The organism is Pseudoalteromonas ulvae UL12 (assembly GCF_014925405.1).
In the GTDB taxonomy this organism is placed as follows: Bacteria; Pseudomonadota; Gammaproteobacteria; order Enterobacterales; family Alteromonadaceae; genus Pseudoalteromonas; species Pseudoalteromonas ulvae.
The window spans coordinates 339,788-361,312 of record NZ_AQHJ01000035.1 but is presented as its reverse complement, the minus strand read 5'-3'; the positions used below and the strand labels follow the sequence as shown (position 1 = coordinate 361,312).

Genomic DNA, 21,525 nt, shown 5'->3' with positions numbered 1-21,525 from the left:
AATAAATACTCCAAGTTAATCATCACGAGAGACGCAATCGTCTTTTTGCCAAAAATCAAAAAAGTTAAACCATTGATACGGGGCTTGTAAACTAAAAAATGCTAATCGGTCCGCATAACGCTGAATGACCGATTGCAACGCGGCTTGACGAGTTTTTCGTGGCAAAGTTAATTGCTCTGCAAACGATTCAAAAATGACTCGGTAGCGGTTTTTGTGCTTTAAACAAAATAACAAATAAACGGGGCAGTCCAACACGGCAGCCAAAATAAACGGCCCTTGCGAAAATGGAGCTGGTGCGCCTAAAAAATCACAATAACTGACCCTTTGTGACACCGAAGTACTAGTGCGATCGCCCACAATCACCACTACTTCGCCAGCATCAATTTTTTGTTGCAAAATAATCGCAAGTTCAGGGTTCATATCAGTGACTTGAATGAGGTCAACATTTACATTCGGACTAATTTTTTGCAGAGTGCGATTAAACTCAACCGCATGATGGGTAAATACTAATACATTAATTTTGACTTGATAACGACCCACACTCAATGCACGGCACACTTCTAAATTCCCTAAGTGCGAACCAATAAACACCGCACCTTGGCCACTGTTTTGCAGTTGTTCAAACAATGCGTGATTTTCGTAGTCGATGTCCTGTGCGCTGATCCGCCCTGTCCAAGCGTCTATTTTATCAAAGGCAGAATCTGCAAAGCTCATAAAATGCTTGAGTCCCTGCCAAAATCCAGGCTGCGTCGTCTGATGCTGATATTGTGCGACACGACGTAAAAAATCCAGCGATGCTGTTCGTGCCACGCGCCCCGTACAATAGAAATAAAACACCACTGGAAATAACACAATCCATAGCCCAGTGCGCCCTAAAACTCGGTAACTGAGCAATAAAAAGCGCATTCCGAGATAACTGCCTCTTTCGGCCATTTTTGACCAATGTTTAGTTGCCATAACGGCGCACCTTACGAAGCAGTAACATAGGACTGCGCACTAACATGCCAAAAAACAAACGAGTGTGCATCCAGCTGATTGCAATGTTATCTTCAAGGGGTCTAAAATGTGAGATACCGTCTTCGGGGTAAATGACCTGAGTTGGAAAAAACACTGTGCCCACGCCTCGCCAATATAAGCGCACGAGTATTTCAATATCAAAATCCATTCGTTTGCCAAGTGAAACCGTGTCTAACAACGCAACGGTGGCATCCACCGGATAAACACGAAACCCACACATTGAATCTTTAATCGCAAACGATAAGGTTTCAACCCAAACCCAAAAGTGCGTAATGTACCGACTGTATAAACGGTGTTTAGGCACACTTTCATCATAAACAGGCTGACCACTGATGACACAGTTTGGCTGTTGCTCTGACAATTGCAGCAAGTGAGCAACATCGCGCAACTGATGCTGTCCGTCTGCATCGACCTGAATTGCATGACTGCACCCCATTTTTTGAGCGGTCCGTAACCCAGTTTGCACCGCCGCACCTTTGCCTTGGTTTTCGCTGTGCGTCACTAAAGTTAAGCAAGAAAACTGCGCCGTTAACGTCTCAAAGTAAGCGCTGATAGCCGGGTCGCTGCCGTCATTGACCATCACAATAGGCAATTGCAATTGACTTAAATCCGCCAACACATCAGCGATGACACTGCGATGATTATAATTAGGGATGATAATGCAATAACTCATAGTGGGTGGCCCAGAACCACTCGCCCAGATGCATGCTGACCCCGTAGCGAATGATAACTAAAGACAAATTTAGTCTCTGACTTTTTTTCGATTTTCAGGGTGATAGTCATATCAGGGACGATCACCACTTGAAACTTCAGCACCTCAACATTTTGTACTGCTAAATCAGCTAAGCCTAAATACTGCTTAGCGTATTTGACCGCCCAGTCGAGCTGCACCACCCCCGCTAAAATAGGAGCAACATTAAAATGACCTTTAAAATAGTCCAGTTCAGATGGCACAAATAATGTCATTTCCAGCAAAGGATCCTGATGCGTCACATTCAGTACTTGAGGCGTAATACAATTAAGCTGATTCAAAAAGTTTCTCCAACTGAGACAACACTAATTTTCCTTGCGAATTATAAGGCATGTGTGTGAGATACCGAAACTTACGAGGTAAACAGACTGATTCAAAATGCAATAACAGATGGGACTTAATCATTTGATTCAGCTCCCTTTTCTGTACATTGCTACTGGGTAATTGCACATTAGCCGCCAATTGTATTACGCAGCCTAAACACCTGCGTGCCCCTTGTAATACGATTATTTTTACTTCGCTCACTTGTGCTAATGACGCAATATGGCGCTCAACAGCATCTAAATTAACTCGTTTTTCTTCAAGTTTAATAGTGCGATCTATCCGTCCGAGTAATTCAAACTGGCCATTTTGATGTACGAGCCCTAAATCATCCAGCAAGATATCTTTATCGGGCAAATAGGCTGAATTTAAACACATTTGTTGCGTGCCTGCGACATTGGACAGACTCATCCCATTAAATGGCTGCCAAGCAGTCGATTGGCGCTCGGTCAAACGCCGATATGCAATGCCTCCAGTTTCGGTACTGCCATATACTTGCGTGATGGGTAGATGCCAATTTTCAGCCAGTTGGTAGGCTACAGTGTCACTCAGTGGCCCGCCAGAGGAAAATACGTGTTCGAGGTTTTTTGCATAGTGTGCCAGTACATCATCTTGCGCGAGTCGCGATAAATAAGCAGGGCTGGCAATCAACGTGATCTCATGATGTTCAGCACATGCCTGCGCTAATTGCTCAGGGTAATCAAACAACGTGCTCACAATCGTCGCTCCCGCTTTTAAGGGCCACAGTAATTTGAACAACAAACCATAGATATGCTGATGAGAAACAGTGCTAAGTACAGTGCTTGCTTGATTGAGCGAAAACGTTTGCGCTAACGTATCAACTTCTAGATTTAACTGCCACCAGGCTTTGTTGATAGCTTTGGCTGCACCTTGACTCCCTGACGTAAAAAAAGTCAGTTGGCTCTGACAGCATTTATCAGGCCACTGCCAGTTCGTAAAAAGTGCGGCACTGGGAATAATTACGTGCGGAATAACCTGCGTGATATCACGTTTGATTGCAAGGTTTTCAAAGTGACCCACCAGTGCATCACATTGCTCAGAGGCATCCTTGATACTTTGCGGCTGGCCATTGGCTGGTAGCACAATATCAATATTGACCGTTAACAATGCCAGTAACCAAAGGCTAAATTGCACACTGTCGGGATGATATAACAGCACTTGCTTGATCTGATGTTGGTGACAATATTGCTCAAGTTGAGCACTCAATTGCTTTACTTGCGTTGCAAACTCCCGTCCACACAAATGAGAGTGGTTGCTACGGTAAAATAACTGAGGTTGTTGCAATAATTGGGGATGAATCATGACTGCGCGCGCTGTTTGTACCATTGACGAAAAATAAACTCACCACCGAGTAAAACGCCCATCAAACAGTACGAAATAAATCCATTGTAAAGTGCCCAAAGGGCGAGATCTTGGGAGAATACCGTCCAACTGGCAATACCTATGTTAATGACAAAAAAACCGCACCACACTTGTGTCACTTTACGAGTATACCGCACACCCCGCTCATCGAGTTCGGGCTCTTGAAGGCGCGCGAAGGTTTCAATCACACTTGGCCCTCGCCATAGCGAATAGCTAAAACTGACTAACATCACGCTACTGATAATAACAGGGTAAAGTGATGCAACTAGGGTACTTTGCCACCCAATCGCGCCGACCAAGCACATCCCGCCTAACAGCGAAGCGGGGATAAACCAAGGCGCAATAGTGACTTTTTTTCTTGTCAACATGATGCGAAGCACCAATACACCAAGCAAAGCCAACAAGACCGTATTGAGTTCGAAGTATGCAAGCCCAAAATAGACTATCGCAGGGTAACATACCCCGATGATTATCAATACGATACTCAGAGTGGTTTTAAGCACATTAACCCACAAGTTTTTCTATTTCGACCACAACATCTTCGATGGTACGAACTTGCTTGAACACTTCAGGTTCAATCTTTTTACCCGTAATTTCGCGTAATTTAACCACAAGATCTACAGCGTCGATACTGTCTAAATCAAGTTCAGAGTACAGATTTGCTTTTAAGTGAATGTCGTCGGCCTCCACTTCAAAATCATCAACTAAAATGGTGGTTAATACCGCTAAAATTTCATCTTGGTTTTTCATTACAACCTACTGCGCTTTGTTTTGCTGAATAAACTCTGCTAAGGCATTAACAGAGGAAAAAGACTGTTTTGTTTGCTCTGAATTGGCCTCTATTTTCACCTCGTAGCGTTTTTTTATCGCTAAACCTAATTCAAGTGCATCGATGCTATCAAGTCCGAGGCCTTCTATGAACAGCGGCTCGTCATCAATAATGTCATCGGCTGTGATATCTTCTAAATCGAGTGAATCGATAATAAGCTGTTTAATTTCTTGTTTTAATATGTCACTCATGGGTGATTAATTCCTGTTTAAAAAAAGTCTCAAGCGTTTGGGTTAACTGTCTTGCTTGCTGCGCCAACGTATTTGTAGGCAAAACACTGCGGTCACATATCGAGTCTGATAGCCACATTTTAAAATGCGCCCGCTTTTTCGCCACTTGATACCAAGCTTCTGATTTAGTTAAAGTTGACGGCTGCATTGAAATACCAACAAGGGAAATCGGTGCCTGACATCGCAAAGCGATGTTAGCCGCCCCTCGCTTAAAGTGAAGGGCTTGACCCGGTGTGGTGCGTGTTCCTTCGGGAAATACAATCAAGTTATTGCCTGCACGTAAGCTTTGTTCACAATCTTGTAATAACCCTTCTGGGGATTCATTGCTGATGTAACCTGTAGACTGAATCACTCCTCGAATAAAAGGGTTACGAAATAAATGCGCTTTTACAACACAGTCTGCATTGGGTATTACCGATATCAAGACCACCACATCAATCAGTGATGGGTGATTGGCTAAAACCAACTGCCCTTTTAGCTGGGCAAAACGATGTTGTTCGATAACACTAAAAGATATCACTCGGGTAATCGACATCAAAGTCACAAAAAATTTAAACCCGTAATGCACTGTTTTTCGGGCAACGCGATTACGCGCCACATCATTGCGATAACACAGACGCTGCAATGGAAAAACAAGCACAGTTAGCAGTAAACCACCCACACCAAACACACTGAAACACAAGCCAGTGGCCAGGATCCGCCACATCCGTTCTAAGTAATTAAACACGGCGACATTCCCACTGCATAGACTGCCCGATAGGCAAGACTTGTTGCTCACCCGCAAGCCAATCAATAAACTGTAACGCTTGCAATGAATCTGTGGATGGCGCCTGATGGGTGCTCGGTGATAACTCAATTGCGATGCTAGTATTCTCTTCTAAAGAAGAGTCAGAAAAAGGCGATAAACTGACTCGAAAACCAAGCGCCACATCTGCTTGTTGCTCATCTTGGTAGATATCGTAAGGTGCAGGCAACACTTGATCGGCATAAATAACTAATAAAGAATCGACCGAATGCGTTTTCAGGTAGGCACATGTTTCAATCAATGCAGCTAAAAAGCTGTCTTTTCCTGCACTGATGGCATTCATCTCGTTGCGATTGCAGGTCAAAATAGACCATAACCCCACCACCGCATTATGAACCGACAACCCAAATGAAGTCGGCGAAATTTCATGTTCCGTGACCATATCTGTGATGATTTTTGAGGTGCGGTGTAAATCACCATGGCGAGATGCAAACACAACAGGGCAAGGACTCGTGCCTTGCAAAGTCGCACAATAGGCAACTTGTAGGGCCATTTTTGCAAAAGAACTCAAACGTCTACGCTGCATGGCCGGCACCCACACCAAAGGGGGGAGTTGACCGTCCTCTTGCAATAAAAAACGCCGAGCAGGCATAGATAACGTCTGCGCTGTCGTGTAAAGCGAGATATTATCGATATAAATGAGCATGCAACAGCATTCCTTGCGTATAAAAAGGCGCAAATATTAGTGAAAATGTTGAATTTTGGCAACAATAGAATGTGATCTTGTTGTAAAAGATTGTAAGTGTGGGGCGCAGCACACTGTGATTAACTCTATTGCGCAGCAATGAGCTGCGCTCGAGCACTTGCTTATTATTGCTAAAAACACATTAATTAATAAAGCAAGTGTTCACAGACAATCACCACTTAGCAAGTCTACAAGGCTAAAAAACCTGTAAGGTTTTCAGTGGTTAGATGTGTGGGGACAGCTTTCGTTTAACCACACGAATCAGGCGGGCTTTTACTTCGGACTTTAATCCAAAGGCCACTAAGCTGCTCGAGAGAACAAAAATAACTAAAATGCTCTTAACGATTTTTAATCCTGTAAACGCCAATAACACCAATAACATCGCGACGTATGCCAAGCCAATCATGCCTAAAAACAAGCAAAGCCCTTTAAAATCGTTATTCATGTGTGCTCCTTTTTATCAAACCTATTTTAACTTAACAAAGCTTTAACAACCTGCCAAGTACTGGATCGTAAACAAATGTGTCGTATTAAGATCACATTGGTTCGTCAGCAACACTCTTATCAAATAATGGTACAAGTACCTCTGCGAGTCGTTGATGCTGAGCCGCACTCAAGTGCACGCCCTCATTAGGACAAGCACCGACAAACTGATTACTATCAATAAAATTGATTTGATACTGCTCACACACCTTAGCAAAGCCAGCGATCACTTCAGGCAATTTATCGGCTGCACCAGCATAAATACGCTGATATTGCCCAACAGGTAATGGTGCCAAGGGCGCAAGCACCACTAACTTAGTAGTAAAGGAGAAATGCTCACGATAAAACGCAAAAATTTGGCTAAGCAAGCTGTCGAGACCTAGCGCAAAGTCAGCAGGTTGATAGTGATATTTGGCTTTTAAATCATTAGTACCCAGCATAATCACGATATATTTTGGTTGGTGTTGATGCAGCAAATTAAGTAAAGAGTGCCTGCCAGCGTGCGCTTCTGAAAACGCACATTGACGCAACAAAGTGCGATTTGGCAGCCCCGCTTCAATCACCTCAACGCCTTGAGTTAAAGACGACTGGTTAAGAAGCGTTTCAAGCACACAGGGCCAGCGCTGCTCTTTAGATAATCGTTGGCCTGATGCTGGGCATAACCCCCACGTATTTGAATCACCGAAACACAAAATAGATGACATTATTACTGAGTACCCTGACTACTTTTCTGGATTTTGCTTTTGGAGTAAACCGACCTCAAGGACTGGGGATGCATCTAAATCTTCCGCATCCATCATGCTCACCATACGTTGCATTGTTGCCAACATTTGTGATTGTTCCCACTCTTCCATCGCTTCAAAGCGAGCAATAAAGTGTTCTTGCAGTGGCTTAGGTGAGTCTTTGATAATCTCGATGCCTTTTTCTGTCAGGGAGATCCCAACTTTACGTTTGTCTGTAGTAGAGCGTTCGCGCAGCACAAAATCTCTTGCCTCGAGGCGATCTAAAATACTTGTTATGGTTGCCGAGCTTAAATTAATCCGTTCAGCAATTTGCTTAACCATCACACCGTCTTGTTCTGCAATCGCTTGTAACACCAGTAACTGCGGGCTAGTCAGCCCTGTTTCTTTACTTAATTTTTTAGAATATAAATCGATTGCTCGAATAACTTGTCGAATCGAAACCAGCAGTTCTTCATATTTTTTCATCTTACAACTCAATACAGCACGAATAGATCTAATTCTAACAAATTTGCATACAATTTTAAAAGGTAAAAATAAAAACAATTTAAAACAATTGGTTATGAACAAGCGCGAGATTAGGGGTTGATCTTTAAACAGTTTAGCCTCACTATAATAGTTAGAATACGAATTATTAGTGGTGAATGTGATTAACTCTTCCATTCTTACTCAATAACTCTGTTTTACTCTGCAAACAGCTCTTAGTTAGTTGTTTTAAAATAAATTAAATTATATTTAATCTATAAATTGCGTTTTTCACTAACCTTTTTATCGATTGAATACAAATGAAAACAGGCAAATAATGACTCTCTTAAATAGGGCAATACCAGCACAAGACAACGCTGCTTGTGTATTGAACTATCCTTCAGACCCATCCGCACGTTTTGAAGCCCTTGCGGCTACCCAGCGCTTTTCAACCCGTTATTTCACTCTCACATTAATGAAAAAAGAGGACGTATGTCGATTACAGATAAACAACGCTTAGTCATTAAAGTAGGCAGTGCGTTAATCGCACCGACAAACTCAGGTTGCAGTGAAAAATACTTAAAAAATATTGCTCAATTCATCCATCAGTGCCGACTTAATGACCAACAAGTCGTCTTAGTCTCATCAGGCTCTGTGGCAGCAGGCAGGCAGTGGTTTAATGATCCCGCTCCTTCAATGGCAATTAAAAAAGCGATGGCGGCGGCCGGACAAACCAGCATGATGGCCATGTGGGACAGACTTATCAATTTACCTGTTGCCCAAATTCTGCTCACACATGCTGATTTATGCGACCGCGAGCGCTATGTCAGCATCAAAGAAACCATTAATTCATTACTCGATAATGGCATTATTCCTATCGTCAATGAAAACGACACAGTGACTTCTGAAGAGTTAAAAGTGGGTGATAACGATAATTTGGCTGCAATGACTGCTGCAGCTGTCGATGCAGATGCGTTTATCATGTGTACTGATGTGAATGGTTTGTACGATAAAAATCCGCATAAATTCAGTGATGCGACCTTATTAAAAACAATCGACACCATCGACGAGCGCATTTATCAAATGGCGGGCGGGGCGATTAGCTCAACTGGCACGGGTGGAATGCAAACCAAAATCGAAGCGGCCGAAAAAGCGACAGCGCAAGGGATTGATACCTTCATTGTCAATGGTTTTGAAGCTCACTCCTTTCATAATTTGCTTGAAGGTCAAAACCCTGGCAGTCATTTTATTGGCTATGAAACCCCAATGGAGCCTAGCCAACATTGGATGACCCATACCACTAAAGCCTGTGGTGAAGTGGTGATTGATGAAGATAAAACAGGTTTTACTGATAGTAATGAAGTCTTAACCAGTGACGACATTATCGCTGTGAAAGGGGAATTTTCAGTCGGTGACACAATTTTACTCACCACAGACGATGGCACACAGGTCGCCAAAGCTACAGCAAATTATAGTAGCTGCCTATTAAACTATATCAAACAAGAAGATAGCAGTGATTCATCCTCAGCAATTCAGCCACAACATCACTCAATTATCTCGAAAAAACATTTAGCCGTACTGGAGAACGCATGAACTTAATTACAGACTTATCACAACAAGCGTCATTGGCTGCTCGTGCATTGTTAGCATTAAAAGAAGAAACTAAAAACACCGTTTTACGGACCATGGCAACCAATATACGCGAGCAAGCTCAAGCTATTTTGGCGGCAAATTTTAAAGATTTAGCCCAAGCAGAAGCAGATAACTTACCTGCGGCCATGCTTGACCGTTTAACGCTTAACGAAGATCGCATCGAAGCCATGGCCAAAGGCATTGAAACCATTGCGGTATTACCCGACCCAGTTGGGCAATTACGGGATTTGGGTACTCAGCCAAATGGTCTAAAAATTAGCAAAATGCGCATGCCTTTAGGCGTGGTGTGTATGATTTTTGAAGCACGCCCCAATGTCACTGCAGACGCGGCGGCCTTGTGTTTTAAATCAGGCAATGCAGTCATCCTTCGTGGTGGTAAAGAAGCACTTCATTCAAGCAAAGCAATTGCTAAAATACTGCAAGATGTCTTGATCTCGTTTGAATTGCCCCCAGCGCTTGTGACTGTGATCCCAACGGCTGAACGCTCACTGCTGATGGATTTAATGCAACAACGTGATCATATTGATGTGATTATTCCTCGCGGTGGCGAAGGATTAATAAATTTTGTGACCGATAACAGTAAAATACCGGTTATTCAGCATTTTAAAGGCGTATGTCATTTATATATTGATAAAGAAGCTGATTTAGAAGTCGCTATTAATTTATTACTCAATGGTAAAACCCAGCGCACCGGTGTCTGCAATGCCTTAGAAGGGTTAATTGTGCACCGAGATATTATGGCTAAATTTTTACCCTTAGCCTCTTATGCGCTAAAAATGCATAACGTCAAAATCAATGCATGTGAAACCGCCTGCGCATTTTTTGATGAGGCGACATTACTCAGCGATAAGCAGTTCGGCCAAGAATATTTGGATCTTGAGATTGCCATTAAAGTGGTGGATAGCATGTCACAAGCATTAGATCATATTCACCAGTTTGGTAGTAATCATACGGAAGTGATTTGTACTCAAGACCCAATACGCGCAGCGCAATTTCAACGTTTAGTGGATGCCTCAGTGGTGATGATCAATGCCTCATCGCGTTTTTCAGATGGCAGTGAGCTTGGCTTAGGAGCCGAAATAGGGATCGCAACCACTAAATTACACGCTTATGGTCCAATGGGATTAGAATCTTTAACCACTGAAAAATACCTCGTATCTGGAGAAGGCCAAGTTCGCGCCTAGTACTATTTTGCGCCATCGCTGCAAGATGGCGCGCTCCTTTTTGCATTTTATGGATGAGCTTTAAAGGCATTTTTAGCAATAAGCGCGCGGCGATAATCGCTCGGCGTTTGCGAAAATTTTGCTTTAAATACCTTATAAAATGTACTGCGATTATTAAACCCCGATTGATATACAATTTCTGATATCGATAAACGCACATCAGCGCGCTCTAACAAAGTGATTGCTGCGATAAGTCGATGCTGATTTAAAAAGTCATAAAAGTTTGTATCAAGATGAACATTGAGTAACTCAGACAATTGATGACTACTGATCCCCAATAAGTCAGCGAGTTTTGCCAATGAAATATCACTATCGAGATGAGGCTCTTGCGTTTGGATCACATGCTGTAAGGTATCACTCAGCGCTACCACCATGCTCGGACTGAGTTCAAGTTCGCGAAGTACCTGAGGTGTATTCGGTGAGAGGGTGTTGCTAGTTACAGGTTCATCTGAATGAGTGAATAAGATTGGCGTATCAATCACAGTTAACACTGCAATCAAGCACACAAACAACCCGAGTCCACAAGCATAAAGATTCAATAAATTTAAATCGACCTGCCATTGCTTGATCATCATCACCACAACCACGAGATCCACCGCCATCGCAACCGCCAGACCAGCGATTAAAAATAACAACCAAAAATAACTGGTATCACTAAACTCCAAAGCCAACCTTTTGAGCTTAGCTTTACAAGACAGTAACTGATAAAAGCTCAGGGCTAAATATGAAAACACCTGCAAAAAAAATCCTGTCACAAACACACTGATAGGAATCATAATCTGGTTCAATTGCATGGTAGCCACGATAACAAAAGGCACAAAATGCCCTAATACCAGCCAATTAGTTTGCTTCTCGCTTCCTTTTAGTATTAATACTCGCTGCACCAGCAAGAGCATCAAAGGCCCATACACCCAAGTTAAATTAAAGCGGATTGACTGCAAAATGGGGATGGGGGCATCGAACACAAGTTGCGTATAAGCATCGACTGCGGGAGTCAGCAGCAAAACAATTAAGCCGATTAAAAGTGCTTTAACTGAGTTATCGCCTTTTTGCTTGAGCGACAAAAACAAACACGTCCAACCACCAATCGCGATATAAAAAATAAACCACGCTTTGTACCACTCCATCTCTGTATCCATTGAATCCCTTGTTTTGCTTAGTGTAAAGGTGGCAATAAGATCAACAAAGATGAATATGATCTACCTCATAACCCCTGGTATTAATTCTGCTTTTTATTTAAAGGTTTTAAATCGCCCCTCAAAAATAATGGTGCCGTTGGCAAAATTTTGATACCAAAGTCCAGAATCAGCCGAGGTAAAGGTGTACACCATGGTATAAGGTAATGTGAAAAAGTCCGAAGTTTGCATTGCGGTTTCAACCGCTGTATTGGCAGAAATACGTTGATACTGATAACGACCAATTGAATCGATATTGCCTTGGCCAATCCCCTTAGCTGCGTACTGACCATCTTGCGCGTAGGTTTGCACCACTAACCCCGAGGTCGGATAACCATCAGGTGACAAAGACTTTGCACTGTCGATAGTTAAAGCAACGTTGAGTCCACTTAATGATTCAGGCGCTAAAGGCGCACCATCATTGTTAGCAAGCATAGTAAAGCGACCTTTTAACACAGCACCACTTGAATAAGTTTGTTCGAATGTTCCTGCTTGTTCACTTTGAAAGTGGTAATACGTAATGTACGCTCCTTTTTCAAAATCAACAGCTTGCTCTATTGCTGTTGTAGCATCTACACGATGATAAGCATACTGCCCTTCAATCAGCTGATGAGCCACATCACCTACACCAAATCCACTCATTTTTTGCGCTCCATCATACCTAAGTGTAATCGCGCCTTGAGTCGCAAAACCAGTTAGTGGTTTAGAATTTGGCTGATCAACAATCTGATTTATCGTATACCCAACAATCGAGGCTGGTGCATACATCACTTGGCAATTTTTGGCAGTGCTCTCGTATTGGTTAGAAGGAAGTGTCGTTAAGGGCGTCCCTTGGCATGCACTCACAAAACACAATGCAGTCACAACAGTTAAGGGGGTGTAACACTGTTTCATTTCGTCTCTCCTGTACTTGATGCATAGGATTGTGCCCTATTAGCAGCAATGAAACGTCTATCTCCCTCTAAAATAACACCCTTACGTAATTGATGAACATAAGTAACATTACTTAAGCGGTTATTCTGTGAACATGGCAGAAAAAAAATAAAAAACTAAACTAATTTAAGTAGCACATAGTGAGAAGTTGAATGCGCCTAATTGTTTATTATTTATTAAGTATCGTGTTGATGTGTTTGAGTTGCTCAAGCTACAGCAGAGATGTCACAGTTTTAGCCTCTAAATGGCAGCATTACACCAATGAGGATGAAACTGGAATTTACTTCGATTTATTACGGCTCATTTATCATGAAAGTGACTTAAGAATAGAAATTACCGATTACCACCGCTGTTTAAACCTATTTAAACAAGAAAAAGCTGATATCCTAATTGGTGTTTATCAATCAGATCTTCCCAAAGCACATTACGCACAATGGCCATTAGATAAAGACGCACCAATTTTCGCGTTTGTTCTCAAAGAGAGTCCTTATAACAATTTAGCTTCGTTAACTAATAAAACAGTGGCATGGCAAAAAGGCTATGGATTTGATCAGTTTTTTAATACTATCCCTAACCCATACTTAGTCTCCGATTTAGAAACTGGATTTCGCTTGCTACAAGGTAAAAGAATCGATGCCTTTTTTGATTACCAGTTAAACTATCGCCCTAAAGAGCACACTGATGTGAGTTTTTTTAAAGTGCATGATGCCGCAACACTGTATCTTGCGTTTCAAAATACCAAACGTGGGCGTTTACTCGCCAAAATATATGATCAACGCATGCCTGTTTTAAGACAAAACGGTGTATTGGCTTCTTTATTTGCAGAACGATATCTAAACAGCGGGTTAGATGAGTTTGTAGCGCACTAACTCGCCAATTTTTTTAGTAAATAAATACCTCTAAGATTGTATTTATACGCAATTTATAAACTTTTCATTCAAAAAATCATTCATTTAATTTTACAATCACCATCACACAATCCATTCAATTAAAATCATAAAAGGATAACTGGATGAAAAAAATACTGATTGTATGTATGGGCAATATTTGTCGCTCACCCACTGGAGAAGCTGTTTTAAAACATCTGGCACAACAAAAAGGGTATCGCTTGAAGTCGATTCTGCAGGCACGATTGATTTTCACGCCGGTAATCCTCCCGATCCGCGTTCTGTAAAAGTAGCTGAACAACGTGGTTATAGCTTTAAAGGGATCCGTTCTCGCCAAGTGACAATGCAAGATTTCGACGATTTTGATTTGATTTTAGCCGCAGATAACCACAACTTAGCGGATTTAACTGCCATGTGTCCCGCTCATTTACACTATAAACTGGCATTGTTTTTACAGTATGGTGAGCAAGATATCTTTGAAATACCCGATCCTTATTATGGTGGTTCACAAGGTTTTGACACTGTGCTCGATTTAATTGAAGCCGCCAGCCACACCATTTTAAAAAAATTACAGTAAGGCTTAATCGTTAACGCTTCAATTAAAGCGGTAATTGACACTTACATCGATACTAAAAGGCTCTTTTCGAACATCATAGTAGCTATCAGGGGCATAGGTTGGATTATAGTGCTGCTTATCTAATAAGTTTTTAACGCCTATAGTCCATTGCCATGGGCTATGGCCATCAGGTCGGTAGCTTAAATTACTATCCAAAGTCCAATAGCTTGATTTATTATTTTGCTCTTTTAGCTCAGGGACACTAACACGCGCATGATAAGTGTCGCTAGGGTTCCGTCTACCCAAATAATTAAGCCCTAAATAGAATGAAAACTGAGCATCTTCAGCAAACAAAAGCCAATTAGCGGTATCTTTTGCTAATGAGGCTTGATCAGAGTTAACACGGGTATAATTAAAGGATGAACTAATTCGGTTAAAATATTGCCATGAAGCCTGCCACTTAGCGTTCCATTCAACTTCATATCCTGGCACATGCTGCTTCTCTAAACTGTTATCATAAGGGTTGCCTGCAACTGACTGAATAAAATCACTTAAATCACTACTAAAACCTCTTAGTGACACATTTTCGTTATTCGAAAAGTGATAAACCCACTCCGCCTCTAGCGTTTCAATTTTTTCAGGAGTTAAGTTAGGATTGCCTGACACATTGTTATCATTTCTCACTTCATATTGCTGCAAAAATGTCGGTGCCCTAAACGCAGTTCCCCAAATGAGTTTACTCGACCAATCCTGACTACTTTGATAAGTGACGGCGATACGCGGCGATGTTTCTGATGAAAATTCAGGATAGTCATCAATACGCGCACCTATTGTTACCCCTAAAGATTGCTGCCAAAAATAGGATTCTTGTTGTAGGTAAACAGCGCGATTATGACTCGAAGGGGCATAATCGCCGTTACGTACAATCCGAGACTCATATTCGGTCGTTGGCAGACTGTTTTTAAGTGAAATCGTTTCATGATATTCACCAACCTGCCGCTGCTGATAAATCAAGCCAAAAACAGCATGATGATCGTTATTGAAGCCATAATTCCATTGACTACGCAGCCCGTTCGCTGCTGTATCTAAATCTGAATCGGAATAAAAATCAAGTGTGTTATTTTCGTCAAAAATAGTGCGCTCGAAAGTTCGTTTGACTCGATAAGTATAAAGCTGATTTTCTATGGATAACTTATCAAACTGCCAAGCGTGCTTTAAATGTGCGCTTAACGTTTGATAGCGCTGTGACTTATATTGATTCGAGGAATAGTGTGGGTATTCTGTTGAATAATCATCATAATTGACGCCAAATTGCCATTGTTCATTAATTAATGACGCACTTAAGCTCTTAGCGTCAACGTTGTTTCGATGGGTCGAATCAAAACCATTACGATCGTATTGCTGTCGGTAGCCTTCGCTGTCGAGCCAACGCCCTGAGAGGATGAGTTTTCCATAGGAGCCTGCTTTACCAGTATTGAATGATGCCCATTGGCGATCATAGCTCCCCACTCCAACACTTAACTTTGTAGCCTGTGGTACGTCTTGTTTAGTAAATATTGAGACCATCCCTGAATAAGCATCACCACCATACAAAGCAGAACCTGGGCCGCGAATTACTTCTATGCGTTCAATATTATTGAGTTGCACTTGCTCGTCTGGTGACCACCCTCCAATTAAGCCTTCGCGCTGAGGAACACCGTCAATCACTAACATCACCTTGCTATTTCGACCTGATGGGATCCCTCTAATCCACACCATATCTTGTCCATTTCTTCGCGTGAGGATTTGAACCCCCGGTGTCATTTTTAACACATCTGACAAGGTTCGTGCGCCCATTTTCTCAATTTGATAGGCATTCACAACGCTAATAATATTGGGGGCTTGCCCTATTTTTTTAATTGTTTGAGAAGGACTCAATACATCTATATTGAGTAAGTCCTCAAGAGGTAGTTCGAATAAATCACTGTTTGTAGAGCTTGCATAAACAGGCGCTGTCGCTAATAAAAAAGCAATATGAGTATAAATAGGCTTAAGTCGCATTGGCTACTTCAAAAGGTATTTCCTTAGCACAAGGTTAGTTTAAGGCATCAAGAAACACCAATTCATACGACTGTAAATAAAAGATAATTAGCCTATAAACAAAAGTTTACAATTGCGTGACGATTGCAATTTTCCCATCACTGCCAGCCAATAAAAACCGATTGTTATCACTGGCTGCCGTATAGTAACCAGCTAATGATGAGTGAGGGTTGATTAAAGGCTGCCAAGTATCGCCTTGATCATACGATACATCGTTGCCTGTTTTTCCCGTTGTGATACACACGGCAGGTACGCATTTCATTGCGGTGCGAAGGCCTCGTTGCCCACTTGCTACACTGAGCCAGCGATTATTAATAAACCGTGCCATGTTCGGATAGGTAGTATCGCGTTGTTGGTAATCTCCACCAACCACAAAAAGCTGTTGGTTCTGATTCAGCGCAAGCCCATAGCCCCCAGCAGTTGCAGTACGATTAAACAAAGGAACTTTTTTACGCGCCCAGCTCAGACCTGCATCTGTCGAATGATAAACCGAGGCTGATTTTCCACCGGTAGTTAACCAAGCTTGCTGATCTTGACCAACAATAAGGGTGTGTCCACTTGCAGCAAAAGCCGCCTCTTCTTCTTGCCTATCAGGCAATTTATTTTTCGCAACTCGCTGCCATGTTTTGCCACCATCTTGGGTGTATTTCACAACATAATATCCATCAACAGGATCCCCCATCAATAAACCATGTTGGCGATTCCAAAACGCAATTGAATCAAAAAAACCTGTTGGATCGGTGTTTTGATACAGCAATTGCCAAGTCGCTCCTGCATTTTCTGTGAGGTACAATACCGACTGCTCGCCACTGCCCACTCCCATGACAATCGCGGTTTGTTCATCAAACAGAGCGATATCTCGAAAATCAGTGATAACGTCTGACTTAATGCTGCGATCTTGCCAAGTTTTTCCACCATCTAGGCTATTCCATACACTGTTTTGACTGCCCGAGACCCAGAGCGAATCCCCATACATGGCAGAGCCTCGTAACGATGGTTGTGTTTTCAGTGTGGTATGTTGCCATTGTAAGCTCGTTTCTGCATTCACTGCGAAACTTAGCACTAAGCTACACCAGACAATCAGCCATATTGGCCAACCCAAAACGTGCATTCGTAGTTTATTTGTCATCTTAGGCTCAGAATTGAAGTGCGAAAATCAGCTGATTAGATTGCATAGTCAGCTCATAACGTATTGATTTTACTGTATTGACACTCTAGCACTGTCATTTTATCAACGCAAACAAATCTGCACATCTTAGCAATCTCAGGCAAAGCACCCGTGGTTATTCATTTGCATGAATGAAAAAGCCTAATGTGGGTTATCAGTTAGGGTGTCTGATGGTCAATTTTGGCCAATGAGTTAACCAATGCTTGTCGCGAGTCCGCTGAGCACTGATTGCAGGATCGCGCAGGGGATTTGCGCTAATAAATAAATCAAACACACTCGCTAAACCAAATGCTGATATCACTTCATATTGCTGGTTCGGTAATAGACGCGCTGCGACTGCGGTTTCACATTCAGGCCAAAAAGACATCGCATCAAGGGTATTTTTATACGGCCGATCGCCATTGCGATGATGCATCAAGGCTTGATTACGTACTTGCCACGAAATGTGCGGACGCAGCGCTCGAAGCTGTGCTTCATAACCTAAATATGCATGAGGATCGGATTCGGCTTGGTCAAAATAAATCACATCAATATCATTGAGTGGTGTATGAGCACGATAGTTGTGACGTTTATCCCACACTAAGTTTCGCACAAACCCAGCACCTATATAGCAATCAGGTAGCAAAAGGGTCGCAACAACCGCTAACAAATCAGCATGAAAAGCGCTCTCACTCAGCCATGTTTGTAGCTGCTGTAACCTGTGTAATTCTGCATGGGTCATTGAGACTGCTTTATTTGCTGATCCAGTTGCTCTTTTCGATCATCAACTAATTGCTGAATGTTCTTAGCCTCGTGCAGAGTTTCTTGCGCCTGCGAAATACGCTCAAAAGGTTGGCTTAAGGTAGGTAACATCTGCATATGCGACGCTTTGTTACTGACAGATTGCAGCGAAAAAGTCTCAGGGGCAAGCACAGTCACATCGCTGGCTTTTAATATCACCGCTTCGCTTTGTCCATCAGGATTGGGCGTGTCTGAGTAATGCCACTGCCCATTGATATCTTGCCAACGAAAAACCTGCGTTTGTTCATCTGAAGTTGCAGTAAGCACGTGGTTTGCAGAGGTAGTTAAACTTTTGACTTGCTGCGTGAGTTGCTGGACATGATTATCAAGTGTCAGATCCAAGCTTGGCACTGAAGGCTCAGGCATACTGAGCCAAGGCTGGCCATCTGGGCGCTTCAAAACAAACAAAGCGCCGCCAGCTATTAGGGCAATACAGACTAAAAAGTAAATAAAGCGCGCCATGGCCTTTTCCTTACTGATTAAATGACATGCATGACTCTAGCGCCTGCTGTTTAATACGATGGTAATTAAAAAACAGGACGATGATGACGGCAAGCGTACTAAGCACAAAGACCCAAACCGACGATACAAACCGTGTAGCACTAAATAACAGCATCAACCCCGGAAACCCAGACAAAAAGCATAACGGCACTCGGTCAATTTTTTTATATTTTAGAAATACAGCGAAAAAAATCGCGACAATAAATGTCACACTGATCATATGCAAAGAAAAGCGGCTTAATCCGGTAGCATCAATGCTACGAAAAAGATCACCGGTAAGATGTGCCATGCTGGAAGAGGCGACAAAGCTGGTGATTAAACTCAATATAATAAACAGGCCTTGTAACGCGGCACAATTAATAAAAAACATTTTATAACTGAGTGTCATTGTAATAAATGGCACGTCAACGCTATCTGTATCGTCTTGATACACAGCAATTCCTTTTGGCTGATAATAAATCTCCAGCGGATCATACCCATTTTGGACAATTGACACAATCTCATAAATAAAAAACGCCTCGTTTAAAAGGCGCTTTTTACGGGGAATATGTGATTAACGTGTACTTGCTTATAAGTTATGTCGGTGTTTGATGGTATTTGTTAAATGTGCTGGTTGCAAATACGAGCGATACAAATACCGATATTGCTTGCGATTGATCGCGTTAATGGTGGTGTTGGGTTTAACATAGCGTTCATTATGAGCCTGTAACCACAACTCGAATTCCTCTTGCTGCGTTGACGCCAGGCGTGTTAACGCTTGCTCATAACCCAAAAAGAAATCTGTTTTTAAATGCTGACTCAATGATTGCAGCTCTGTTGGAGAGTGCTCAGCTAAAAAACGCACCGCCAAATACGACCATTGGTAAATTTGCTCACTGCCGTCGCCATATTGTGTATCAAAAATTGCTCGCAAGCTCAGCCAGTTATCCCGTTTGGTTTCATGCAGTAATTTGAATGCGCGCGGATTTTCCTCTCGTTTAGAAATATACTCCCCCATTCCTTCTGACCACCACACCAATTTATCTGGAAAATGACCAAAACCACCGTACTTTGAAAATCGCCCATCAAGGTAATGAACATACTCGTGATTCAAATTCCAAACACTCAATTGGGGCCGCAACCAAAATGCCTCAAACGAATAAAAGGTCGCTTGATTGTCAGGATCACTTGGATTGCCCTCTATATACATGCCGCCATTATTGGTTTGAATGTTAAACGTCATTTGGCCATAACGATTATACGAACTGTAATCATCAAAAATAACAACGCGCAATGACTGATTGTGATCGTTGGCAACTGGCTGATTATTCGTTGCTAATATTTGATGAAAATCAGCTTGTTGCGATAAAAGCTGCACGCAAGACTCTTCAAGCTGAACGGTGGTCATTTGCTCAGCCAAGATAAAAAGCGAGTCATCACACTGATGTTTGATAGGTAAAGCTTGCTCAAGCGAAGGGATAAAACACCGCCCTTTAAATTCATTATCGCAGTTATCTTGCGCACGATATGAATTGGCCAAATAGTTAAGCGAATAATGCGACTGTGCCTGCTGGTGAGATAAAAATTCAGCTTGGCTTAGCCACTGCCACACTTGCTCATCGAGCTGATTAGCCGCATCTTCTTCCATGAGGATGTGCACATAAGCAAGTGACCATAACGCATGTTCAAACCGCCAATCGGCTTGGGTGAGTTGCATGGCAAAGTCAGTCAATGCGCGCGTTAAGCGGGTGTTTGCGTTAAACTGCGCGGCGACTTCGCCATTTAAGCGCCCTTCATAAGCAAGAAAGCTAATCGCTCGCAGCGTTTCCCAAGCACTGTATTGTGCTTGCTGTGATCCACCCGATAAAGTTGCATCATCATAGCTGGCCAATAATAAAGCTAAGTTATTTAAATGCGGCGCTAACTTGGTATGAAAAGGTGCTTGATAATAAAAGCGATACAGCGCGACCACATAATGCTCTTGCAAGCGCCTTGCTGACTCGGTTTTTTCCAGAAAAAAGGGCTGTTGACTCAACAACGTTAAGCTTGCATCCAGCTTAGCCCAAACCGTTTCATGAACCTCTTCAAACTGACCAAAATAACTGTATGTACGCAGATAATAAAGCAACGCATCAAGTTGCGATGGCGTAAATTCAGCCGCCTTAAAATGCTGCTCAAGTGCATCCAACACCAATACTAATGTATCGACTTGTTGCAACTGCTGGCACTGCCCCCACAAATCCACCTTTTGATTCGCTATTATATCGAGCATATCAACAGTGCCTTCTAAAGCGCAGATTTCTGGCTCGGTTTGGCTTTGTAAAGCAACTGTTTCAGTCACTATCACAGGCGAGATACGTGTATTACAAGCAGCCAAAAATAACCCAGCGCAAAGAATAACAATACATTTATGAAACATAATAAATAGGCTTAAATTAATTTAGGATATTGTATGCAATAATTTTATAGCTTTGCAAGTGAAAAATGGGGTTTACTTAAATAGTGGGTAACATATTGAGAAATTAGGGTGAAAAGTAAAGCGTAGTAGTCTAGTAAAAACAGAAAAGTACATGGTCTTTAAAATCTGTTCAGCTGTTAAAATATCTCTAGTGCAGAAATTAATCAAAGTAATAAACGCCTATGCTCTATGATGAATTCAGCAAAGCGCAGGGCCTGTATTTATAACAATATAGATAGGTTTTAATAGCAATGAATCAGAAAACAACATGACCAAATATTAACCTATAAAAAGTGGTTCATGATGTATTTTTTACAAGGTAAATACCACTCATACTTTCAAGGTAGGCTATGCCTATAGTCATTTTTTGATTTATTGAAATAAATAATCACTATTTTACTTGGGTAATCGAACGATATTTTGA

General features: G+C 42.0%; 23 protein-coding genes and 1 pseudogene. 4 read left to right on the top strand and 20 right to left on the bottom strand.

Going from position 1 to position 21,525, the window contains the following annotated elements:
• Positions 1-15: 15 nt before the first annotated feature.
• From PULV_RS19640 to PULV_RS19585, 12 genes are all read right to left on the bottom strand, one after another.
• Positions 16-957, bottom strand: a complete 942-nt coding sequence (locus PULV_RS19640; protein WP_193332867.1) for an LpxL/LpxP family acyltransferase — start codon at positions 955-957, stop codon at positions 16-18.
• Complete coding sequence (locus PULV_RS19635) at positions 947-1,690, bottom strand: glycosyltransferase family 2 protein (protein WP_193332866.1); 744 nt, start codon at positions 1,688-1,690, stop codon at positions 947-949. Before PULV_RS19635 ends, PULV_RS19640 begins: the two co-directional genes overlap by 11 nt.
• On the bottom strand, positions 1,687-2,049 hold the full coding sequence (locus PULV_RS19630; RefSeq protein WP_086745438.1) for an ApeI family dehydratase: 363 nt from the start codon (positions 2,047-2,049) through the stop codon (positions 1,687-1,689). The genes PULV_RS19635 and PULV_RS19630 overlap by 4 nt, the downstream gene beginning before the upstream one ends.
• A complete protein-coding gene (locus PULV_RS19625) occupies positions 2,036-3,412 on the bottom strand; it encodes an AMP-binding protein (RefSeq protein WP_193332865.1) in 1,377 nt (458 codons plus the stop codon). Before PULV_RS19625 ends, PULV_RS19630 begins: the two co-directional genes overlap by 14 nt.
• Entirely contained in the window at positions 3,409-3,975 is a 567-nt protein-coding gene (locus tag PULV_RS19620) for a COG4648 family protein (RefSeq protein WP_193332863.1), read from the bottom strand. Before PULV_RS19620 ends, PULV_RS19625 begins: the two co-directional genes overlap by 4 nt.
• A gap of 1 nt (position 3,976) precedes the next feature.
• Positions 3,977-4,222: an acyl carrier protein gene (locus PULV_RS19615; protein WP_086745435.1), complete on the bottom strand. Its 246-nt coding sequence runs from the start codon at positions 4,220-4,222 to the stop codon at positions 3,977-3,979.
• A gap of 6 nt (positions 4,223-4,228) precedes the next feature.
• Entirely contained in the window at positions 4,229-4,492 is a 264-nt protein-coding gene (locus tag PULV_RS19610) for a phosphopantetheine-binding protein (RefSeq protein ID WP_086745434.1), read from the bottom strand.
• A complete protein-coding gene (locus PULV_RS19605) occupies positions 4,485-5,237 on the bottom strand; it encodes a lysophospholipid acyltransferase family protein (protein WP_193332924.1) in 753 nt (250 codons plus the stop codon). The genes PULV_RS19610 and PULV_RS19605 overlap by 8 nt, the downstream gene beginning before the upstream one ends.
• 13 nt (positions 5,238-5,250) lie before the next feature.
• Positions 5,251-5,982: a beta-ketoacyl synthase chain length factor gene (locus PULV_RS19600; protein WP_193332861.1), complete on the bottom strand. Its 732-nt coding sequence runs from the start codon at positions 5,980-5,982 to the stop codon at positions 5,251-5,253.
• Between the two features lie 262 nt (positions 5,983-6,244).
• Entirely contained in the window at positions 6,245-6,466 is a 222-nt protein-coding gene (locus tag PULV_RS19595; protein WP_193332859.1) for a hypothetical protein, read from the bottom strand.
• A gap of 91 nt (positions 6,467-6,557) precedes the next feature.
• The gene (locus PULV_RS19590) at positions 6,558-7,208 is read right to left on the bottom strand and encodes a GDSL-type esterase/lipase family protein (RefSeq protein WP_193332857.1); all 651 of its coding nucleotides are present in this window, start codon (positions 7,206-7,208) and stop codon (positions 6,558-6,560) included.
• 18 nt (positions 7,209-7,226) lie between these two features.
• On the bottom strand, positions 7,227-7,712 hold the full coding sequence (locus PULV_RS19585; protein WP_086745596.1) for a MarR family winged helix-turn-helix transcriptional regulator: 486 nt from the start codon (positions 7,710-7,712) through the stop codon (positions 7,227-7,229).
• 489 nt (positions 7,713-8,201) lie between these two features.
• On the opposite strand from PULV_RS19585, the gene proB reads away from it, so the two are divergent.
• Together proB and PULV_RS19575 are read left to right on the top strand one after the other, a co-directional pair.
• Positions 8,202-9,302, top strand: coding sequence for a glutamate 5-kinase (gene proB, locus PULV_RS19580; protein ID WP_193332855.1), 1,101 nt, complete (start codon positions 8,202-8,204; stop codon positions 9,300-9,302).
• A complete protein-coding gene (locus PULV_RS19575) occupies positions 9,299-10,546 on the top strand; it encodes a glutamate-5-semialdehyde dehydrogenase (protein ID WP_193332853.1) in 1,248 nt (415 codons plus the stop codon). Before proB ends, PULV_RS19575 begins: the two co-directional genes overlap by 4 nt.
• A gap of 47 nt (positions 10,547-10,593) precedes the next feature.
• On the opposite strand, the gene PULV_RS19570 is transcribed toward PULV_RS19575, so the two are convergent.
• Together PULV_RS19570 and PULV_RS19565 are read right to left on the bottom strand one after the other, a co-directional pair.
• Positions 10,594-11,724: a helix-turn-helix domain-containing protein gene (locus PULV_RS19570; RefSeq protein WP_193332852.1), complete on the bottom strand. Its 1,131-nt coding sequence runs from the start codon at positions 11,722-11,724 to the stop codon at positions 10,594-10,596.
• Positions 11,725-11,817: 93 nt separating this feature from the next.
• Entirely contained in the window at positions 11,818-12,654 is an 837-nt protein-coding gene (locus PULV_RS19565) for a hypothetical protein (RefSeq protein ID WP_193332850.1), read from the bottom strand.
• A 191-nt stretch (positions 12,655-12,845) separates the two neighbouring features.
• On the opposite strand from PULV_RS19565, the gene PULV_RS19560 reads away from it, so the two are divergent.
• A complete protein-coding gene (locus PULV_RS19560) occupies positions 12,846-13,562 on the top strand; it encodes a substrate-binding periplasmic protein (protein ID WP_193332848.1) in 717 nt (238 codons plus the stop codon).
• Positions 13,563-13,705: 143 nt separating this feature from the next.
• Positions 13,706-14,157: pseudogene (locus PULV_RS19555) on the top strand (low molecular weight protein-tyrosine-phosphatase).
• An 18-nt stretch (positions 14,158-14,175) separates the two neighbouring features.
• Here the strand turns inward: PULV_RS19555 and PULV_RS19550 are convergent.
• The 6 genes from PULV_RS19550 to PULV_RS19525 form a co-directional block, all read right to left on the bottom strand.
• Positions 14,176-16,176: a TonB-dependent receptor plug domain-containing protein gene (locus PULV_RS19550; RefSeq protein WP_193332847.1), complete on the bottom strand. Its 2,001-nt coding sequence runs from the start codon at positions 16,174-16,176 to the stop codon at positions 14,176-14,178.
• Between the two features lie 106 nt (positions 16,177-16,282).
• Complete coding sequence (locus PULV_RS19545) at positions 16,283-17,344, bottom strand: WD40/YVTN/BNR-like repeat-containing protein (RefSeq protein WP_193332845.1); 1,062 nt, start codon at positions 17,342-17,344, stop codon at positions 16,283-16,285.
• 193 nt (positions 17,345-17,537) lie between these two features.
• Positions 17,538-18,104, bottom strand: coding sequence for a nucleotidyltransferase family protein (locus PULV_RS19540; protein ID WP_086745422.1), 567 nt, complete (start codon positions 18,102-18,104; stop codon positions 17,538-17,540).
• The gene (locus PULV_RS19535; RefSeq protein ID WP_193332843.1) at positions 18,101-18,625 is read right to left on the bottom strand and encodes a DUF4124 domain-containing protein; all 525 of its coding nucleotides are present in this window, start codon (positions 18,623-18,625) and stop codon (positions 18,101-18,103) included. Before PULV_RS19535 ends, PULV_RS19540 begins: the two co-directional genes overlap by 4 nt.
• 10 nt (positions 18,626-18,635) lie before the next feature.
• Positions 18,636-19,160 (bottom strand): hypothetical protein, encoded by a 525-nt coding sequence (locus PULV_RS19530; RefSeq protein ID WP_193332842.1) that lies wholly within the window; start codon positions 19,158-19,160, stop codon positions 18,636-18,638.
• 72 nt (positions 19,161-19,232) lie between these two features.
• The gene (locus tag PULV_RS19525; protein WP_193332840.1) at positions 19,233-21,062 is read right to left on the bottom strand and encodes a collagenase; all 1,830 of its coding nucleotides are present in this window, start codon (positions 21,060-21,062) and stop codon (positions 19,233-19,235) included.
• Between the last annotated feature and the right edge of the window lie 463 nt (positions 21,063-21,525).

What these genes read in the sequence shown, in the direction of transcription:
- PULV_RS19640 (WP_193332867.1), bottom strand. Translation starts at nt 957, where the DNA reads ATGGCAACTAAACATTGGTCAAAAATGGCCGAAAGAGGCAGTTATCTC.
- PULV_RS19635 (WP_193332866.1), bottom strand. Translation starts at nt 1,690, where the DNA reads ATGAGTTATTGCATTATCATCCCTAATTATAATCATCGCAGTGTCATC.
- PULV_RS19625 (WP_193332865.1), bottom strand. Translation starts at nt 3,412, where the DNA reads ATGATTCATCCCCAATTATTGCAACAACCTCAGTTATTTTACCGTAGC.
- PULV_RS19615 (WP_086745435.1), bottom strand. Translation starts at nt 4,222, where the DNA reads ATGAAAAACCAAGATGAAATTTTAGCGGTATTAACCACCATTTTAGTT.
- PULV_RS19610 (WP_086745434.1), bottom strand. Translation starts at nt 4,492, where the DNA reads ATGAGTGACATATTAAAACAAGAAATTAAACAGCTTATTATCGATTCA.
- PULV_RS19605 (WP_193332924.1), bottom strand. Translation starts at nt 5,237, where the DNA reads ATGTGGCGGATCCTGGCCACTGGCTTGTGTTTCAGTGTGTTTGGTGTG.
- PULV_RS19600 (WP_193332861.1), bottom strand. Translation starts at nt 5,982, where the DNA reads ATGCTCATTTATATCGATAATATCTCGCTTTACACGACAGCGCAGACG.
- PULV_RS19595 (WP_193332859.1), bottom strand. Translation starts at nt 6,466, where the DNA reads ATGAATAACGATTTTAAAGGGCTTTGCTTGTTTTTAGGCATGATTGGC.
- PULV_RS19590 (WP_193332857.1), bottom strand. Translation starts at nt 7,208, where the DNA reads ATGTCATCTATTTTGTGTTTCGGTGATTCAAATACGTGGGGGTTATGC.
- PULV_RS19585 (WP_086745596.1), bottom strand. Translation starts at nt 7,712, where the DNA reads ATGAAAAAATATGAAGAACTGCTGGTTTCGATTCGACAAGTTATTCGA.
- proB (WP_193332855.1), top strand. Translation starts at nt 8,202, where the DNA reads ATGTCGATTACAGATAAACAACGCTTAGTCATTAAAGTAGGCAGTGCG.
- PULV_RS19575 (WP_193332853.1), top strand. Translation starts at nt 9,299, where the DNA reads ATGAACTTAATTACAGACTTATCACAACAAGCGTCATTGGCTGCTCGT.
- PULV_RS19570 (WP_193332852.1), bottom strand. Translation starts at nt 11,724, where the DNA reads ATGGATACAGAGATGGAGTGGTACAAAGCGTGGTTTATTTTTTATATC.
- PULV_RS19565 (WP_193332850.1), bottom strand. Translation starts at nt 12,654, where the DNA reads ATGAAACAGTGTTACACCCCCTTAACTGTTGTGACTGCATTGTGTTTT.
- PULV_RS19560 (WP_193332848.1), top strand. Translation starts at nt 12,846, where the DNA reads ATGCGCCTAATTGTTTATTATTTATTAAGTATCGTGTTGATGTGTTTG.
- PULV_RS19550 (WP_193332847.1), bottom strand. Translation starts at nt 16,176, where the DNA reads ATGCGACTTAAGCCTATTTATACTCATATTGCTTTTTTATTAGCGACA.
- PULV_RS19545 (WP_193332845.1), bottom strand. Translation starts at nt 17,344, where the DNA reads ATGACAAATAAACTACGAATGCACGTTTTGGGTTGGCCAATATGGCTG.
- PULV_RS19540 (WP_086745422.1), bottom strand. Translation starts at nt 18,104, where the DNA reads ATGACCCATGCAGAATTACACAGGTTACAGCAGCTACAAACATGGCTG.
- PULV_RS19535 (WP_193332843.1), bottom strand. Translation starts at nt 18,625, where the DNA reads ATGGCGCGCTTTATTTACTTTTTAGTCTGTATTGCCCTAATAGCTGGC.
- PULV_RS19525 (WP_193332840.1), bottom strand. Translation starts at nt 21,062, where the DNA reads ATGTTTCATAAATGTATTGTTATTCTTTGCGCTGGGTTATTTTTGGCT.